Raw genomic sequence first — 17,745 nt, 5'->3', positions numbered from 1 at the left:
GAAGCAACCAGGTTTTCCCGCCACCGTTTTGGCGGACCCACAGATGCAAAAGGCATGTAGAGAACGCGACTTCGGCCTGATCTTCCGGCTCGCGAAGGCGCGCGCCGGCATCTACCCGTCCCGCATCGCCTCGCTGTGCGGGATGACCCCGAGCCGGGTCGGCGAGATCATGTCCGGGCAGCGCCGCCTCGCCCACATCGACGTCATCGAGCGGGTCGCCGACGGACTCCGGATCCCAGGAGCGATGTTGGGCCTCGCCCACCGCCCCTGGGAACTGCCCCACAGCACCGCGACTCCCGTCCGCGACACCGACCCCGCCCCGCCCGTTTCCACGCCGGCGGCCAGACGAGCCCCGGACCGCGCGGACCTGGACGACCTCCTCACCGCCGTCGAAGGACCCGTCACACGCTCCTCGCTCCTGGCCATGCAGTCGTCGATCGAGGACTACTGGCGCAGGGACGACCAGCACGGCGGCGCATCCCTTCGCCCCGCGGTCGTCGGCCACCTGCGGTACGTGACCAGCCGGTTGAACCACACCCCCGCTGGTCCCTTGGCCGACGACCTGCGTGCCCTCGCCGCCGAGTTGGCCCGTATGGCCGGCTGGGCCTACTTCGACGCACGGCAGTACAGCACCGCCCGCACCTACTTCCGCCAGGCGCTCGACCTCGCGCGCGAGACGGGCGACGCCTCCTTCACCGCAAACGTCCTGTCGTGCCTGAGCCTGCAAGCGACCTACGAGAGTAGGGAGAACGAGGCAGTCGCGCTGGCCTCAGCCGCACAGGACGTCGCACGGCGAGGGACCACGTCGCGACTCGTCGTCTCCATGCTCGCCATGCGCGAAGCGTTCGCCCACGCCGCACTCCGCGACGCCGCCGCCTGCCACGACGCCCTCCGCCGCGCCAACGACGCCTTCGCCGCAGCGGAACCGCCCACTGAAGCACCCGCCTGGGTGCGCTACTTCGATGAGACCAAGCTCATCGTGGATACCGGCATCGCACTCGGCCAACTCGGCGAGGCGAGCCGCGCGGAGTCCCTGATCACCGAGGGACTGCGGCGCGAACGCGTCGACCAGCAGCGCGGACGGGCGTTCCACACCGTCTGGCTCGCCGACGTCCAACTCCAGCAGGGCAAGCTCGACTCCGCGGTCGCTTCCGCCACGGCCGCACTCGACCTGACCGCGACCCTCGACTCACCACGCGTGGCCGGGCACCTGCGCGAATTCCACACCCGTCTCGCACCGTTCGCACGCGAGCCGGCCGTGCTGGCCTTCGAGGAGCGCATGCGCTCAGCCCTCGCGTGACGGTCAGACGCCTGTGCTGTCGAGCAGCAGGTGCAGCAGCCCGACCAGGCTGCCGCTGCTCACGATCTCCCGGCGGTCGATCATCCCCCGGATGTCCTTCAACGGAATCCACTCGATCCGGTCGGACTCGTTCTGCTCTGTAGGCGGCCCGGCGTACGTAGCCCCGTCCGCCCGGAACACGTAATGCTCAGAGTCCGTGATCCCGTTCGCCGGCTGCGCGTAGACCAGCGGCTTCATCGACTCCACCTGCCAGCCGGTCTCTTCCAACACCTCACGCGCCGCCGCCTCTTCCGGCGACTCGTCCGCCTCGATCAACCCCATCGGCAACTCCCACGCCCACGTGTCCGTGATGAACCGGTGCCGCCACATCATCAACACCCGCTGCTGCCCATCCACCACCGCAGCGACCGCCAGGTGCCGCATCCGCACCACATGGTGCTCCCACCGGCGCCCATCAGGCTGCTGCACATCGACCAACCACAGGTTGACCCACGGGTTGTCGTAGATCTGCCGCTCACCGTGCACCTGCCACCGCATCCCGCCAGCTCCCCACCTCGTCGCCCGGCTTCCAGGATGACACCTGCAACATGACGGCGGGTGAAAACGATCATCAGGGGAACATCCCCCAATGGGCGAGAGGGAGGAAGGATTGGTGATGTGATACGTCTACCGCGTATCCCGGCGAAAACGCATATCCGCATGATCAGTCGAAGACCGTAGTGCAGCGTCGGCATCGTGCCAGCGCGCGCTATCCCGTGATCATGCCGGTGACCAAGGGGAAGATTCAGAACGGGCCCAACCTGGAGAGGCGCTGATCGGCCGGCTCGGCCTCTTCCCCAGCGCCAGGAGCGTGTTGGCCTGCGGCACCATCACCCAGGGGGCTGGCGATGCCCGGCCGCCCGTCCCGGCCGGAGGTACGTCGCGGAACCGAATAAGACTCCACCTCACGGGCGATGAGCAGGATCTCACGCCCCGTACTCACGTTGTCGGCGACTGTGCGGCCTGCCGGTTGACAGCCCGTTCGGGTGCCGCCTGCCCGCTGAGGGAGGAGAATGTCGGGGTGGCTCAGCAAGAGCAGCGGCATAGGCCGCTCGTGCATCCCAAACCCAAGGACAGCACCGTCAAGCAGCTGTACGGGACCGCGTTCCGCTGCGCGAAGCCGGGCTGCCTGCGGCCGCTGTACCGGATGAACGACGAGACCGGTGAATGGCTGCTGAACAGCAGCGTCGCGCACATCCATGCGCGCAGTGAGGGCGGGCCGCGCTGGGATCCTGGCATGTCGGCCGAGGAGAACCAGAGCGCCGCGAATCTCCTGCCGCTGTGCAACGACCACGCCGCGGAGATCGACGACACACCCGAGCACTACCCGCCGGAACTGCTGCACGCGTGGAAGAACGAGCAGTTGCAGGAGTGCCTCGACCTGCACCGCTCCTGGCCAGTGGACGACGCACAGGCCGCCGAGATCGCCGCCAACTCCTTCGACCCCCATCAGGCCGGTATCGCCCATGCCGGCGCCACGACGGTGATCACCGCGGTCCGCTATGCAGGGCTGATGATCGAGTCGGCGCGGTCCAAGCGCCGCGGGGCGGCCCAAGCGGTGGAGGCGTGGAATGCCGTCCGCGACCGGGCGAACCGTATGATGCCCGCGTTCGATGTGAACGGCGAGCGGGTGCAGGTCGAGCCGTCGCGCATGGAGACCGCCTCCGCGCGTGATGCCTTGCTCGAGTCGCTGAGCCAGGCAGTGCATGTTCTAGAGGAACAGGTCAGCCCGCTGGCCGCCGAACTGCACGCCGTACAGGCGGCAGCCCCGGCGCTGCGGCCGTGGTGCGAGTGGGTCGAGGACGGGGCACGCGGGCTCACCCGGGCGGCTGGCAGGTGGCCGAGCCCGCCGGGGCCCGACGACGGCGTACTGCAGGCAGCGATGGATGAGCTGCGCCGAGCAGCGCAAGCCCTGGGGGATGTCTGGCGCGGAGACGACGCCCAGCAACCGCCGACGCGGTGCTCGCCGCGCTCGGAGGAAGCCGCCGACGAAAGCGACGGAGCGCGAGCGGCACGGCTCCACCAAGAGCTGCTGGAGCGGGCCCGCCCCTGGAGCAGGGTGAGGCACCGCCCGTACGATGCCGATCTCTACGAGCAGCTCGTCGGCTCCGCCGGCGTCGTGTCCGATCTACCCGAACTGCTGTCCCTGCTGACAGTTGGGCTGCCGGCGACCACGCGCCTGGCCGCACGGGTGGCACGCAACGCCGACGATCCCACCTTCCGGGACCTGATCGTGCGGGCCGGGCGGGTGCGTCCTTTGGCCGTGAGCGGCTTCCTGCTGAAGTACCTGGCCATCACGGCGGAAGAGGACGGCAGGACCGAACTCCGGGACCTGGCGCACGCCACCGCACGCCAGGTCCTCATGGCCGAGCAGTGGCAGGATGCCTCTGTGTGGGCCGACAACCGGTCGTACATCCTCCATCTGCTGAACTGGACCGCGGATTTCAGCGACGCCGACCGGGTGCGTACCACCGTGGAAGAGGCATTGCGCCACGACCCGGGCCTGTTGCCGGCGGTGCTTGTCGGCATCGCCGATTGGAGTGAGCCTTTGGACGACGGTGGTGCAGGAGTAGCACGGGGTCCGAAATCAATGATCAACACCCTGCCCGGCTGGCTCCCGACGCGCCATATCGTAGTGATGATCAACGAGCATCTGCCGGAGGTGCAACCGGCTGACGAGGACGCGAGTGAACGCTACACGGACGACACCCGCCGCTACGCGTCCCAGGTTCTCTGGCTGGCCGAAGGCAATCCGTCGGCGTGGTGACGTGCAGGTTCAGGTGGCAGCGGGACAGTCACACGGCAGGCAGAGACCGGTCGCTGAACAGTGGGCGCACAGAGGGAGGTTCTGAGCGATGCCCGTGCCGACACCAGCGACGATCACCGCAGGATGCATTGGCTGGCCGAAAAAGTTGCTGGTCACGTGAGCGGGAAGCAGCGCCGGATAGCAGTGCGACGGCGGCTGCGACGCACGGTCGCGATGGTCACGGGGCGGTAGCCAGCTCCTGGCCGGAATTGGACCCCGTCGTCTTCCCAGAAGCAGACGGGGCAGATCCCGAAGGACTCGGACATCTCGTCAAGGACGCGGTGACCGCAGCAGGGAAAGGGGTAGCGGTCACTCATCCGCGCAGTGTCGTTGAGGGGGTGACCGCTGCGCCACGGATTTGGTCTTCTTGGGGAACCTCGGACAGTCCGCATACAGTCCGCAGGACACCCGCTAGCCTCCGTCGGAGGCCAACGCACGCCAACATCGAAGTGCCTGGTCAGAGCCATGATCGGCGCTCCACCGCAGGTCAGATCCGGCCCGGATGCGTTCCGCTTCAATCACCGGCTTGCACTGGCTTGGACATCCGCGGCCTCGTCGCCCGTCCCTCACTATGACTGTCGAGACCACCACCCTTCGCTGCGCCACGATCGGCACCGTCTACGGGCGCCGCCCCGCCCGCTTCCATTCACTACGAGGTCGACCACCTCGACGGCCTCCACTACCTCTCCCGCATGCGCCCAGCGACCAACCGCCGCCAGTCGAGAGGTACCGCCAGGTCAACCGCGTCTGGACATACAAAGGTGCCCCTGCACGGACTCTTCCGATGCGGGAGCGCGATGATCCTCAAGCAACCTGGTCGTCTGATCTGGGGCGTTGACTGTCAGTGGAGCCCGGTAGGTTCTGCAGGTGATCATCAAGACGCTCGGCAAAATACGGCCGCATCGTTACGCAAACAAGGACTTCCGGCGCTGGATGGGCGATGCCATCGGCAAGGCGACTCAAGACCAACTGCTGGCCTCTTTCATCTACACAACCGAGGCCACCTACGCCCAGAGCATCCTTGGGATTCTGTACGAACACGTGCAGGACGTGAGCCGCGAGAGGGCGGAAGCAAAGGCCCGCCAAACCGCAGCCCTGGCCGACACCCCGAAGCCGATAGCGGATCTGTGCCGCGCAGCGGCTTGCCAGCTCGTCGAAGGTCTAGCCGACGAACTCACCGAAGCCGAACAGGCCCTGGACGAAGCCAGAGCTGCCTTCAAAAAAATGAAAGACACGTTCGGCGATCCCGCGGTGAGGCGTCACAGGCAGACAGCCAAGTCCAGTGAGCCATCCCCCTTTGAGACCATGATGCCACTGTGGTCTCAGTATTCGGACGCAGCTGATCGGGTCGCCGAGCTGCTGAACGCGGATGCCGAGGAACTGCACCATGTCGCGATGCTTGACGCCCACCGAATGGCGTTCGTCCGCTCCGAGGCCAGCATGACACTCGAACAGATCCATGCTCTTCACCACTCGGAATTCGAGCAACTCGCCGCCGATCTTGTGCGCAGGGATGGGTACCGGGTGACTCGCTCGGGCGGGGGCGCCGGTGACCTTGGGGCCGACGTCATCGCAGAGAGCCCGCAAGGCGAAATCGTCGTGATTCAGTGTAAGCATCGAGCTTCCGCTGGATCCGGAGCGATTGGCTCTCCGGACCTGCAGCGACTCAACGGTACGGCACGCCCCGTACATAACGCGGACCTCGTGATCGCGATGACGAACGGCACTTTCTCGCTGCCTGCTCGCCGCTTTGCCGACAGTCAGAAGATCCATCTGGTCGAGGCCCAGAAGTTGGAACGGTGGGCCACGTGGGGCCAGCCGTTGTCGGAGGTCTTGGAGCTGATCTGAGCACCTCGGGCCGCCGCTCGCGCATCAGGGCGACCAGGGCGTCCATGCCAGGGTCGAAGCGGGCTCGGTACTTGGTGGACGGTGAGACGCTGGGCGCGAAGTGCACTCGGGCATCGCCGGCCGGGACCGGGGAAGCCACGGTCACCTCGCCCCGGCGTCGGCCATGGCCGGGGCGAGCAGGCCAGCGAAGGTGAAGCCGGAGTCGGCGTTCAGCCGACTGGCGTTGGAAACGTTGAGCAGATACAGCACGCGCATCGCTGCGGCCCTCCTTCACGGAAGCCCGGAACTGGCCCCGGGCTGGCGAAGGAGAGGAACCGGTGAGGGGGATCGTGACAGAATGATGAATCGAGGTCACTCACGGTTCATTCATCTCATCCGGAAGCCAGGGCGGGGGCTTTGATGAACGCGCGGGACGACGCTTCGACGGTTGAACAAGCCGCCGAGGCGTTCGCGGCGGAGGTCGCCTACTGGCGTGAAGTGCGAGGGCTGTCCAAGCGGGAGCTGGCCCGCAGGATGGGCTTCGACCCTTCCTACGTCAGCCACGTCGAATCCGGCCGTCATAAGCCGACCGAGGACTTCGCCCGCCGCGCAGAGGACATCCTTAACGCGGGCAAGGCCCTGTGGAAACGCTGGCTTGACTATGAGTCGGCAAAGGCCCGCACTGCACCTTCGGCAGCCCCACCCCCGCCCCGCCGGGCCGAGCAGCCGTACGCGACGGGCTCGGCCATCGTCGTCGAGCACGACGCCGCCCGCCTGGACTACGACGGACGCCAGTACCGGCTGACGATGCGCCGACTGTTGCGGGACACCGGCAGCGAACCGATCACCCGCTACCTGATCCGCATCAGCGTCGACCGCTACCCCGGCAAGCCCGAGAGCTCCAACGCCCACTACCGCGAGCACCCGCTGACCTGGGACGAACTCGCCTTGACGGCCACGTGCCGCGGGGAGGACATGCGCTGGCAGCCAACACGACCGCGACGCCTTCAAGGAAGTCTGACTGCTCTTCGAGAACGACCAGGGCCGGTACCCGCTGTACCCGGGCGAGTTGGTGTGGATCAAATACGCCTACTCGGTGGGCGACGAGAAGTGGGGCCGCTGGTTCCAGCGCGCCGTCCGCCTGCCCACCGAGCACCTGGAAGTCGAACTTGCCTTCCCTGCCGAACTCGACCCCACGGTGTGGGACACCGAGACCTCCATGACCGCCGAGGCGGCACCTCTGCGGACCGCCCCGCTCCGGCGCGACCAGGACGGGGTACGCGTCTTCTCCTGGAGCACGTCCACGCCCGCCCTCCACGCCCGGTACCGTCTGGAATGGCGATTTCGGGCCCGTCCCGAACGTGACACGAGCCAAGGGGAGTTCAGGTGATCGAGGTGCGGCCCAGCGAGCAGATGCGTGATCTCGGAGTCGTCCAGTACGGCGCCCCCGTCCTCGCCGAACCCGCTCGCCCCTTCGACCTGCCGGCCGAACGGGAGGCCGCCGAGCAGGTCATCGAGAAGCTGTTCACCTCGATGGAGCGCGTCGGGCAGGTCCACCCCTTCGCCAAGGGCATGGGCATCGCCGCACCGCAGATCGGCATCGCCCGAGCCGCTGCCGTCGTCCGGCCCGCCGACCCTGCCGCACCCCCGGTCGTTCTTCTCAACCCCCGCATCATCGAACGCTCGAACGAGGTGGACGAACAGTTCGAGGGCTGCCTGTCCTTCTTCGACGTCCGCGGACTGGTCCCCGGCCGCTACGGATCGCCGTGGAGACCACCACGCTAGACGGCCTGGCAGTGACCACCAGCTACCAGCGTGGCCTCGCCCGCCTGGTCCACCACGAGGTCGATCACCTCGACGGGCTGCACTACACCGCGGATGCGGACTGGAGCCGAACCCATTCCCGTCGAGCAATACCGCCAGACTGGTCGCGCCTGGACTTACGAGCAGTAGCAACCTATGGCCCCCCTCGCAAAGAAGTTGGACAAGGTCGCCAACTATTTCGAAAACTTTTGATTCCCAGGAGATAGTTTGAGCGAGAGCACCCGCGGCGTGATTTACATACTCGCCAATTCCTTGATGCCTGGAGTTTTGAAGATTGGTCGCACTGGAAGGGGGTCAGTCGAACGCGCCAGGGAAATTTCACGCCCTACGGGCGTGCCGGAAGAATATGAGGTGATCTATGATCAAGTAGTGAGCGATGCCAAGGGGGCCGAGAAACGAATTCACTCCTTGCTGCAATCTCATCGCGTCAATCCGAAGAGAGAATTTTTTAGAATCTCAATCCGCGAAGCCATTCGCCACGTACAGGAAAGCTGTGCCCGCTATCCCGTGAATGAAGCGCGCGAAGCGGTCGAATTTGACGCCTTGCCGGGGCTCGAAGAGCGAATTCGTCCGTGGATTAGGCGCGATCTCGTGGCTGTGAAATTCGTACAGTACTCAGATCTGTGTCTGATCAGATGGGTGCTCCAGCCGGACTTTCGAAAGGTTGCAGCACACGAAAATATATACGACCTGGGATGCATCGGCGACGAGCGCGAACGATGCATGGAGGATTATGATCGACATCGCGATGAATACCGATGCGAGAGCGGATTCTTCTGCCCAGTCCACTACTCCCCGAAAGAGAATTTCAACTCTTTCCTTGAGCTTGATCCATATTCAATGATCATGACGGGTCTCGATATTCTCAGCGATGAGGCTTCCGATTATGTGGCTCACCTTTGGGAGCAGCGTCGCATTGAACCACCAAAGCGGCTGGGTTGGACCGTTGTGGGTGCCAGTTATTCCATGATGGGTCCAGAAGAAGAGTGGCGCGAAGCCCTTGCTAAGCATGGAATCGCAAACAGCGACATGGATGCTGAGAGTGAAATCGTCCAGCTCCCAGGAAAACGGGATCTCTTGTAGGTCAGAGACGGCATCGCCGGTCGAATCAGCCTCGTTCGTCCTGGAGGCCGCGGCCAGCTCTGCGCGATGATCACCGCCAAGTTTGCATCGAAGTCGGCCTGACATCCAGAACTGACATCAACAGCGGGGGGTTGCGGCGGTCGTGCCCGGCTCCTCACGGTGCGGGCGGCCGTGGGGGCGCAAGAGAGCGCTGCCGTCCGATCAAACTCCTAAGAGGCTGTTGTCGTTCCGATCTTGAGGGGTGTGGACCGAACGGGAGTTTCGATCGGGTGAGCTAGCCTGTCCGCCGTGGACCACGCCCCCGAGCCGCTGAACTGCCCTGACTGCGGGCGCGTGATGAAGAGCCTGGGCCTTGTCCTGTCTCTCCGCGATCAGGACAAGCAGCGTGTGTGCCGATACGCCTGGAAGTGCCCGGAGGGTCACACCTGGTGGCACTGGGCGGATCGGCCGGCTGAGGCCCTGGATGTCTGCCCCTACCCCCAGCTGTTCCGGCGATGACGGCGACCTGCTGTCGCCTGCCCGCGGCCTTCGGCTCACGAGCTCGGTGGCTGTCGCCGGCCCGATCCTGATCGGTATCGGTCGGCCGGAGTCTCCATCGGGTGACTGCGGCGGCCGGCGCGCATGAGAACAGGGCCTCTTGGTAGCTCAAAGGGTGTCTACGCCAAAAAGCTGTCCAGGAGGCCCTGTTGTCGCAGTTCTACGACATCATGTGGGTGGAGTCCACTTCGGCCACCCTTGCGTGTGACTGCCTGGCTCACCGGTTCGGGAACGCCGGCGACCACCCGGTGCGCGAGCGCCGCTACCCGACCGACATGTCGGAGGCGGAGTGGGCGGTGGTGAGACCGTTGCTGCCGGTGCCGGGCTGGCTGCGCGGGCGGGGCGGGCAGCCGGAGGCGTACTGCCACCGCGCGATACTGGACGCGATCCGATACCTGGTCGACAACGCCATCAAGTGGTGGGCCATGCCGGCCGACTTCCCGCCGTGGGACCGGGTCTACGCTTTCTTCCGCCGCTGGCGCGACCACGGCATGGTCAAGGAGTTCCACGACCGCCTCCGCCGCAAGGTCCGCGAGCAGGCAGGGCGGGCCCCGGAGCCGAGCGCGGGGGTCATCGACTCACAGTCGGTCAAGGCGGACGCCGTCGTCGGCGCCGGCACCCGCGGCTTCGACGGTGGCAAGCTCATCAACGGCCGCAAGCGGCACGCCGTGGTCGACACCCTCGGCCTCCTGCTCACGGTGATGGTCACCAGCGCGGATGTCGGGGACCGTGCGGCGGCCCAGGTCCTGCTGGTCCAGGTCGCCGCCGCGCATCACCTGCTGGCCCTGGTCTGGGCCGACGGCGGTGACACCGGCAGCCTCGTCGAACACTGTCTCGCCGCCCTCGCCCTGGTCCTCACCATCGTCAAGCGCAGCGACGACATGCGCGGCTTCGTCGTGCTGCCCAAGCGCTGGATCGTGGAGCGGTTCTTTGCCCATCTGATGCAAAGCCGCCGCCTCGTGCGGGACTTCGAGCGGTCCACCAGCAGTGCGGAGGCGGTGGTCTACTGGTCGATGACGCGGCTCATGACCCGCCGTCTGGCCCGGCCACGCTCTTCGCGAGCGTGAACCGGCCCGGCGCCGACTCGACCAGCCAGCCCCGGGCCACCAGCCGCTTCGCCTTCGACCGCAATGCCTCGATCTTCGCGGGCACCGGGTCCAGGCCGAAGCAGGCGGCCATCTCCTGGCAGGTCAACGGTCCTTGACCGAGACGGTTCCGGTCCGCGAGAACCTGAAGGATCCGCTGGTAGTCCGCCGACAGTGTCGACCAGACCAGTCCCGCACGCCACATTGGCACCACCGATTTCGGCTTCGCGACCCCCGATGTCCCAGGCGCTGCCGGCAGATCACCGCGATCCGACCGCTCCTCGCAGGCGCCGGAGCCGGCATCGTCATCGCCCGGGGCCAGGACCTCGCCGACACGCGAGCGGGCGATGACCCACTCGTTCCACTCCCGCTCGACCACGACCAGCTCAGCCTGGATGCGGTCGGCCTCCTCCCGCAGCTCGTCCATACGACGGCGAGCGGTCAGCTCACGCTGTTCCAGCAGCCCCACGACCGACGGCATCCCCGACCTCCACCTGAGCGACGACTCCACACGTCACCACTCCCCGAGACCCCCGACCCCACGCCCGACCAGCGGAAACGCAACCCTCAACACCGGAACGACAACAACCTCTAAAGCGGTGGCTTCATAGCAACCAGCGGCAGCGGCCAGCCGACGAAGGCCACTAGTGCGCTGCCGTCCTCGGTGAGGCAGAGCAGCGTGGTCCATGTCCGGTCGGCAGCGTCGATCAGCCCTGTGCACACGGGCGGGCCATGTTCGCGGACGAGCTGAACTGCTCGTTCCAGCCCAAGAGGTTCGAGTCCATGTTTCCGCATGCGCTGAAGTCGGCCCTTGAAGACTCCGGCATGCTGGCCTGCGGGTTGTGTTCGGTCTCCCACCCAGTAGATGGCGCCGCTGCGGAGGGTGGCAAGGGCCAACACCGACGCCTCGTCATCACCGGCCAACAGCGATCCCAGCTCGTGCCGTTCCATGGTCACCCCCCTTCTGGATCCTGCGGCACAGCAGCCAGGCACCGCAACCTCAGCAATCGCCCTCAGGAGGTGAAGGGGGCTGGCCGTGTGCCAGGGCGTCTCAGTTCCTGTCTCGTTGAGCGCGGTTCACGACAAGGCCGAAGAACGCGACCGCTCCCACGAACAGCCGCCCATAAACGCAGGTGAATGGCTCTGTACGTGGGTCCAGGGACCGCCACCACAGTTGGTAAAAGCGTGCCTGAAGCGGAGGAGGAGGGCTTCGTGCGTGTCCGTGCCTCGGGGGCAAATCTGGCTGACGTCCGCCAGCCGAGCCAGGAAGAATTCGACGCGTCCGAGGCCGTTGAGCGGATACACCTCCACATCTGACTGGCTCCTCACAGCGCACCCGCCGTGATCAAGCGATGGGCAGCTGCCGGCCGACCGCCGGGGTTGCAGTTTGGGTTGCATTCACCCCCGTTCAGGCCCGTTCAGCGCGTCCAGACGGGCAGGCTCAGCCGCAGTTCAGGACGCTAACGAACCCCGCCAGACAGCCAGACGAACAGTTGGAAAGCGTGTTGGCAGTTGAGCGTTCCGTCTCCTCCGGTCCAGGTTCGGCAGGGCGCCGCAGACGGTCGCGGTGAAGCCGTGCTGGGGGCTGGAGCGCCCCCTTACGCAGGCCGGCCCGGACCTTTGCGCCGGTCGAGAATGCCTCGTCGGGGGGCGCTCGGCCGGGTGCGAGGTCGCGCAGGAAGTGCGTGGAGGGCGGACCGCTGCGGGGCCGGGGTCCATCGGGTTCAGCGGACCGCCTGACAGCATGATCGTCGACACGCTCACACCCCGACGTCCGCTCCAGCCCGTCCCGCCTGCGTCCTGCTTGCCGCCCTGGCGATCCGGACCGCCCGTACCAGCGACGCCGGGCGCTGACCGAGGCCCGCTCCGGCTGCACTTGCCGGCCGCACGCGGTCGGGTGTTCGCGGTGCCGTGCCACGCACTGCGGCGGGTCAACCACGTGTGGCCGCGCCAACCGCCGGATGTCGTCCTTCGCCGGCCCTGCCGCTACGACGGCGGTCGACAGGGAACCGCGCGAGCCGATGCGGCCGCTCTGGCATCGCTTCAGCCGGCCTTCGCCGGTCCTGCCGCTCGGCACCTCCGTGGCGGACGCGTGGGGGACGTCGACGACGGATTCGGGGGGACTCGCGGGTGTGGGCGCCGGCTAACCGGGTTCGTCCCCTCGTGGTCCGAGCGGCCGTGGCGTCCCCGGTTTCTGATGTACTCCCTGAGTGCGAATGCGTCATGCCGCTGTCCGTCTGCCCCGTGGCACCATGGGATGATCATGACGATACGTGTGCTGATCGCCGACGACCAGGAGATGGTGCGGCGCGGGCTGCGGCGGACGCTCGCCGCCCAGCCTGACATCGACGTCGTGGGCGAGGCCGGCGACGGCGTCACCGCACTGGCCCTGGCCCGCGAACTGCGGCCGGATGTGGCCCTGGTCGACGTCCGGATGCCGGGGCTGGACGGGCTGGAGGTGACCCGGCGGCTCGCGGGCGGTCCCGAGGGGGTCCGGGTCGTGGTGGTGACGACCTTCGACCTGGACGAGTACGTGTATCCGGCCCTGCGGCATGGTGCCTCGGGCTTTCTGTTGAAACGGTCCGGGCCCGCGCTGCTGGTGGAGGCCGTTCGCGCGGCGGTCGCCGGGGACCAGTTGATCAGCCCGTCGGTGACGGTGCGGCTGCTGAAGGAGGTGACCGGCGTGGGGCGTGGTCGGCCCGCCCCGGCGGCGCCGGGAGAACCGCTCACCGAGCGGGAGACCGAGATCGCCGGGCACGTCGCGCTGGGCAAGACCAACGCGGACATCGCCCGCGAGCTGTTCATCTCCGCCGGGACGGTGAAGACGCATGTCGCCGCCGTCCAGCGGAAACTGGGCGTGCGCAACCGGGTGGGCATCGCCGTCTACGCGTGGGACGCCGGATTCGCCGACGCCGCCCGGACAGCGGAGGGACCTGCGTGATGGGCCGACGCCCCCGCCCCGCCCCGGCGGGTCGCACGGACCTCACCGCGACGAAGGCCTCGACGAAGGCCCCGACGGAGGCCGCGGCGGAAGGCGGGCTCCGGATCGGGTGGGCCGCGGGGCTGGCGGCGCTGGTACTGCTGCCCGCCGTCGCCGGGCGCCCGGTGGCGCTCGTGACGGCGGTGCCCGCCGCGCTGGCCGCCTTCGTGCTGTGCCTGCGCGTGCCCTGGCGCCGGGTGGCGGGTGTGCCCGCGGCGGCGTCGTCCGCCGTGTGCCTTGCCTCCTCGGCCGCCGATCTGGCCTTCCGGGGCCCCAAGGGCTACGTCGTGCTGTGGGCGGTGGTCGAACTCCCGGCGCTGCTCCTGCTGCTGCGGCGGGTGGCCCGCCGGGCGCCGGAGCGGACGGCCCTGGTGACGGGCCCGCTGCTCGCGCTGGCCGCGGTGTTGATGCCGCTGCGGCTGGCGACCGCTGAACCGCCCGTAGCGTCGCACGCGGTCGTGCTGAGCTGCGTGCTGGGCCTCTTCCCCGCGGGGCTCGCGGCGGGCGTGGGGCTGTACTTCCGTGCCGTGGAGGCGCGGCGCGGGCGTGCCGTGGTCAGCGCGCTGCACGCCCAGCGGCTCCAGGTCGCCGCGGATCTGCACGACTTCGTCGCGCACGAGCTGACGGGAATCGTCGTCGAGGTGCAGTCGGCGCGGTGGGCGGGTGGCCTGGACGAGGAGGAGACGGCGGAGCTGCTGGCCCGGGTGGAGGCGGCCGGGATGCGGGCCCTGGAGTCCATGGACCTGACGTTGGGCTCGCTGCGGGAGGGCGTGGCCCCCGCCCGTACGTGCGGCCTCGCCGACCTGCCCGCCCTCGTCGGCCGTTTCGCCGCGGCCGGGCACGGCCCGCGGGCCGAACTGGTGCTGGAACCGGGCCTGGAGGACGTACTGCCTCGGCTGTCGGACGACGCCGCCTACCGCGTGGTCGTGGAGGCGCTGACGAACGTGCGCCGCCACGCCGAGGGCGCGGCCCAGGTGACGGTGACCGTCGCGCGTACCGCGGGCGGCGTGGAGGTGACGGTCGCCGACGACGGCCGCACGGTCCCGGCCCGTACGGGCCCCCGGCACGGCGGCGGTACGGGTCTGGCCGAACTGACCCAGCGTCTCGAAACCCTCGGCGGCTCGCTGACCTGCGGTCCGCACCCGACGGGCTGGCGCGTACGGGCGCTGCTGGCGGCGTGACGCCCACCCGGCGGACGCCCGGGCACGAGGCACCCGGCACTCGGGCACCGGTGCGCCGGCTACTCCCCCGCGATATCTGCCGAACGGCAGATGCGGGCGCACCCCCCGCTCGCGCACCCTCGGAGGGCCTGATCACCGACCCACCCGGAGGACCCCGTGCGCCCCCTCGTCCCGGCCGGCGCCCCCGCGCTTGCCGCCGTCCTGCTCGCCCTCGGCTCGCTGACCGCCTGCTCCGTGGACGCGAAGAACGCCACCCCGCGCAGCACGGCGTTCGCGTTCGGCGGCGACACCCTCGATGTCCGGGCGCACGGCATCCCGACCGACCTCGTCGCCGCCGACCGGAAGGACGTCGAGGTCACGCGCTGGTTCGACGCGAAGGCCGGCAGCAAGAAGACGCTGGTCTGGAAGCTGCACGGACGGACCCTCGACCTGGACGCCCGCTGCAAGGGGCTCGCGCTGTGCGACGCCCGCTTCCGCGTGGAGGTGCCGCGCGGCCTGACCGTGCTCCGCGACGGCCGCCCCACGAAGCTGCGCGGAGGCAAGCACTGATGCTGGAGCTGATCGACGTCACCAAGACCTACCGCGGCGGCAAGCGCGCCGTGGACGGCGTCACGCTGCGTCTGGCCCCCGGCATGCTGGGCCTGCTCGGCCCCAACGGCGCCGGCAAGTCCTCCCTGATGCGGATCGCCGCCACCGTCACCCGCCCGGGCAGCGGGCGTGTGCTGTGGCACGGCGCTGACGCGGTCGCCCGGCCGAACGCGCTGCGCGCCGCGCTCGGTTACCTTCCCCAGGACTTCGGCGTCTACCCGAATCTGTCGGCCCCGGAGTTCCTGCGCTACCTCGCCGCCGCGAAGGGCCTGTCCGCGCGCACCGGCCGCGCCCGTACCGCGGAGTTGCTGCGGCTGGTGAACCTCGAAGAGGCCGGCAGGCGGCCGCTGAAGGGGTTCTCGGGCGGCATGCTGCGCCGGGTCGGCATCGCGCAGGCGCTGCTCGCCGACCCCGAGGTGCTCATCGTCGACGAGCCCACCGCCGGACTCGACCCGGAGGAGCGGGTCCGCTTCCGCAACCTGCTCAGCGACCTGGCAGCCGACAAGATCGTGCTGCTGTCGACGCACATCGTCTCCGACGTCGAGTCCGTCGCCCACGACATCGCCGTGGTGGCCGGTGGCCGGCTGCTCTACCGCGGCACCCCGGAGGAGCTGCTGCGGCGCACCGCGGGCCTGGTGTGGGAGCTGTCGGCGCGGGCTGAGGACCTGGCGGCGGTGCGCGCCCGCTTCACCGTCAGCCGCATGGTGCGCACGCCCGGCGGCGTCAGGGTGCGGCTGATCGCAGGGCACCGCCCGGCGCCGGAAGCGGTGCCTGCGGAGCCGGACCTGGAGGACGCCTACCTGGCGACGGTCGCGGATCGCCGACAGGAAGCCGCGTGATGAGCGCCGCATCCGCAGGACGCGGACTCTCCTCGGTCTCCTCGGTCTCCTCGGTCGCCGGGGTCGCCCTCGCCGACCTGCGCGACCGGACCCGCCGCCCGTCCTACGCCGTCACCCTGCTCGCCACCGTGGCCCTGGGGTGGCTGGCCGTTCCGGCGGCCGGCAGCCACTGGGTGATCCTGCAGATCGGCGACCACCGCGGCACGTACAACAGCGCCTACGTGGGTCTGGCCACCGCGCTGGCCGGGACGCTGTGGCTGGCGCTCGGCGGCTTCTACGTCGTGCGGGGTGTGCCGGCCCGCGACGAGTCCTCGGGCGTCGGGCGGCTGCTGGCGGCGACCCCGCTGCGCACGACCGCGTACTTCGCGGGGAAGCTGCTCGGCAACGTCCTGGTGCTCGCCTCGATGCTCGGGGCGCTCGCGGTGACCGCGCCGGTGATGCAGCTGCTGCGCGGCGAGTCGCGGGCCGTGGACCCGGTGGCGCTGCTGTTGCCCTTCGCCGTGCTGGCGCTGCCGGTCATGGTGGCCGTCGCGGCGGCCGCGCTGCTCATCGACACGGTGCCTGGGCTGCGCGGGGGGCTCGGCAACGTGGTCTGGTTCTTCGTCTGGCTGGCCTTCGCCTTCGCCGGGCAGGGCCCGAGCGCGCCGCTCGGCGGCATCGGCGTGCACGAGGCCACCCGGTCCATGCGGGCCGATCTGCTCGCCCAGGCGCCCGGCGCGCGCGGCGACTTCAGCCTCGGCTTCACCTACACCGACACACCGCTGCGCGTCTTCACCTGGGACGGCTTCACACCGGGCGGCGGCTTCCTGCTCGGCCGTGCCGCGATCGTCGCGCTCGCGGTGCTCTGCGCGCTGCTGCCGAGTCTGTGGTTCCCTCGTTTCGACCCGGCGAGGGCCCGCGCCACCACGCCCGTACGCCCGCCTGCGCCGCCGTCGGCTGCCGCTGCGCCGAGGCCGGCGCCCGTGCAGGGCCCGCTCACTCCCGCCAGCACCGGCGGGATGCTCTTCCCGCGCCTGTACGCCGCCGAGCTGCGGATCTTGATGCAGGGCACCCGCTGGTGGTGGTGGGGCACAGTGGCGCTGCTGACCCTGACCGCCTTCGCCGCGACCGGCAGCGGTGCGACCCGCTTCGTGCTCCCCGCGGCCTGGATCTGGCCGGTCCTGCTGTGGTCCCGGCTCGGCTCCCAGGCCGCCGAGCACCGGGTCGACGCCCTGCTCGGCGCGGCCCCCCGCCCGTACCGCCGGGTGCTGGCCGAGTGGGCGGCCGGCGTCACCCTCACCGCCGCCACCGGGCTCGGCCCGCTGGCCGTCCTGCTGCGCGACGGCGACTCCCGCGGCGTCGCCTGCTGGCTCGCGGCGGCCACGTTCATCCCCTCCCTCGCGCTCGCCCTCGGCACCCGCAGCCGTGGCCACCGGCTCTTCCAGGCCCTCTACGTGCCGGTGTGGTACGCGGCCGCGAACGGGCTGAGCGCCCTTGACTTCATGGGCGCCACCCGCGCCCCCGGCACGGCCGCCACGCTCCCCCCGTCCGTGCTCGCCGCCCTTTCCGCGCTGCTGCTCGCCAGCGTCCTGGCCCCGCTCCTGCACGGCCCCTCCCGGCAGCGGCCCAGCGAACCGGCGGACCCCGGATCGCCGCCATGACCTCGGCGGCCGCCCC

15 protein-coding genes and 2 pseudogenes are annotated in these 17,745 nt (G+C 69.1%); 13 read left to right on the top strand and 4 right to left on the bottom strand.

Annotated features, from left to right (window positions below; all coding sequences use genetic code 11):
* Positions 1-43 precede the first annotated feature (43 nt).
* Positions 44-1,300 (top strand): helix-turn-helix domain-containing protein, encoded by a 1,257-nt coding sequence (locus tag ACIPAE_RS14190; protein WP_402445211.1) that lies wholly within the window; start codon positions 44-46, stop codon positions 1,298-1,300.
* Positions 1,301-1,303: 3 nt separating this feature from the next.
* On the opposite strand, the gene ACIPAE_RS14185 is transcribed toward ACIPAE_RS14190, so the two are convergent.
* Positions 1,304-1,837: an NUDIX hydrolase gene (locus ACIPAE_RS14185; RefSeq protein WP_402445209.1), complete on the bottom strand. Its 534-nt coding sequence runs from the start codon at positions 1,835-1,837 to the stop codon at positions 1,304-1,306.
* A 523-nt stretch (positions 1,838-2,360) separates the two neighbouring features.
* Here ACIPAE_RS14185 and ACIPAE_RS14180 point away from each other — a divergent pair.
* Positions 2,361-4,106, top strand: a complete 1,746-nt coding sequence (locus ACIPAE_RS14180; protein WP_402445207.1) for a hypothetical protein — start codon at positions 2,361-2,363, stop codon at positions 4,104-4,106.
* Positions 4,107-4,258: 152 nt separating this feature from the next.
* Here the strand turns inward: ACIPAE_RS14180 and ACIPAE_RS14175 are convergent, their stop codons facing one another.
* Positions 4,259-4,462 carry a CPCC family cysteine-rich protein gene (locus ACIPAE_RS14175; RefSeq protein WP_402445206.1) on the bottom strand — a complete coding sequence of 68 codons (204 nt, stop codon included), beginning with the start codon at positions 4,460-4,462 and terminating at the stop codon, positions 4,259-4,261.
* Between the two features lie 550 nt (positions 4,463-5,012).
* On the opposite strand from ACIPAE_RS14175, the gene ACIPAE_RS14170 reads away from it, so the two are divergent.
* From ACIPAE_RS14170 to ACIPAE_RS14145, 6 genes and pseudogenes are all read left to right on the top strand, one after another.
* Positions 5,013-5,993: a restriction endonuclease gene (locus ACIPAE_RS14170; RefSeq protein ID WP_402445204.1), complete on the top strand. Its 981-nt coding sequence runs from the start codon at positions 5,013-5,015 to the stop codon at positions 5,991-5,993.
* Positions 5,994-6,392: 399 nt separating this feature from the next.
* Positions 6,393-6,563 (top strand): annotated as a pseudogene (locus tag ACIPAE_RS14165) (multiprotein-bridging factor 1 family protein); the annotation flags it as partial.
* Between the two features lie 478 nt (positions 6,564-7,041).
* The gene (locus tag ACIPAE_RS14160) at positions 7,042-7,362 is read left to right on the top strand and encodes a hypothetical protein (protein WP_402445510.1); all 321 of its coding nucleotides are present in this window, start codon (positions 7,042-7,044) and stop codon (positions 7,360-7,362) included.
* A 23-nt stretch (positions 7,363-7,385) separates the two neighbouring features.
* Positions 7,386-8,002 (top strand): annotated as a pseudogene (locus ACIPAE_RS14155) (peptide deformylase).
* Position 8,003: 1 nt separating this feature from the next.
* Positions 8,004-8,879: a GIY-YIG nuclease family protein gene (locus tag ACIPAE_RS14150; RefSeq protein ID WP_402445202.1), complete on the top strand. Its 876-nt coding sequence runs from the start codon at positions 8,004-8,006 to the stop codon at positions 8,877-8,879.
* Positions 8,880-9,565: 686 nt separating this feature from the next.
* Positions 9,566-10,483 (top strand): IS5 family transposase, encoded by a 918-nt coding sequence (locus tag ACIPAE_RS14145; protein WP_402445201.1) that lies wholly within the window; start codon positions 9,566-9,568, stop codon positions 10,481-10,483.
* On the opposite strand, the gene ACIPAE_RS14140 is transcribed toward ACIPAE_RS14145, so the two are convergent.
* Both ACIPAE_RS14140 and ACIPAE_RS14135 read right to left on the bottom strand, forming a co-directional pair.
* Positions 10,440-10,982: a hypothetical protein gene (locus tag ACIPAE_RS14140; protein ID WP_402445199.1), complete on the bottom strand. Its 543-nt coding sequence runs from the start codon at positions 10,980-10,982 to the stop codon at positions 10,440-10,442. The genes ACIPAE_RS14145 and ACIPAE_RS14140 overlap by 44 nt on opposite strands.
* Positions 10,983-11,092: 110 nt before the next feature.
* Positions 11,093-11,452 carry a hypothetical protein gene (locus ACIPAE_RS14135; RefSeq protein WP_402445197.1) on the bottom strand — a complete coding sequence of 120 codons (360 nt, stop codon included), beginning with the start codon at positions 11,450-11,452 and terminating at the stop codon, positions 11,093-11,095.
* 1,312 nt (positions 11,453-12,764) lie between these two features.
* On the opposite strand from ACIPAE_RS14135, the gene ACIPAE_RS14130 reads away from it, so the two are divergent.
* The 5 genes from ACIPAE_RS14130 (at position 12,765) to ACIPAE_RS14110 (ending at position 17,729) form a co-directional block, all read left to right on the top strand.
* Positions 12,765-13,442, top strand: coding sequence for a response regulator transcription factor (locus ACIPAE_RS14130; RefSeq protein ID WP_366411073.1), 678 nt, complete (start codon positions 12,765-12,767; stop codon positions 13,440-13,442).
* Entirely contained in the window at positions 13,442-14,662 is a 1,221-nt protein-coding gene (locus ACIPAE_RS14125) for a sensor histidine kinase (protein ID WP_402445195.1), read from the top strand. Before ACIPAE_RS14130 ends, ACIPAE_RS14125 begins: the two co-directional genes overlap by 1 nt.
* Before the next feature lie 156 nt (positions 14,663-14,818).
* On the top strand, positions 14,819-15,211 hold the full coding sequence (locus ACIPAE_RS14120) for a hypothetical protein (protein WP_329370102.1): 393 nt from the start codon (positions 14,819-14,821) through the stop codon (positions 15,209-15,211).
* On the top strand, positions 15,211-16,089 hold the full coding sequence (locus ACIPAE_RS14115) for an ABC transporter ATP-binding protein (RefSeq protein WP_329370100.1): 879 nt from the start codon (positions 15,211-15,213) through the stop codon (positions 16,087-16,089). Before ACIPAE_RS14120 ends, ACIPAE_RS14115 begins: the two co-directional genes overlap by 1 nt.
* Positions 16,089-17,729 carry a hypothetical protein gene (locus ACIPAE_RS14110; protein WP_402445192.1) on the top strand — a complete coding sequence of 547 codons (1,641 nt, stop codon included), beginning with the start codon at positions 16,089-16,091 and terminating at the stop codon, positions 17,727-17,729. Before ACIPAE_RS14115 ends, ACIPAE_RS14110 begins: the two co-directional genes overlap by 1 nt.
* The last annotated feature ends 16 nt before the right edge of the window (positions 17,730-17,745 follow it).

Origin of the sequence: Streptomyces sp. NPDC087270 (genome assembly GCF_044744625.1) — a bacterium.
GTDB lineage: Bacteria > Actinomycetota > Actinomycetes > Streptomycetales > Streptomycetaceae > Actinacidiphila.
Note: the sequence above shows the minus strand (reverse complement) of the source record. Positions and strands in the feature narration are given on the sequence as shown.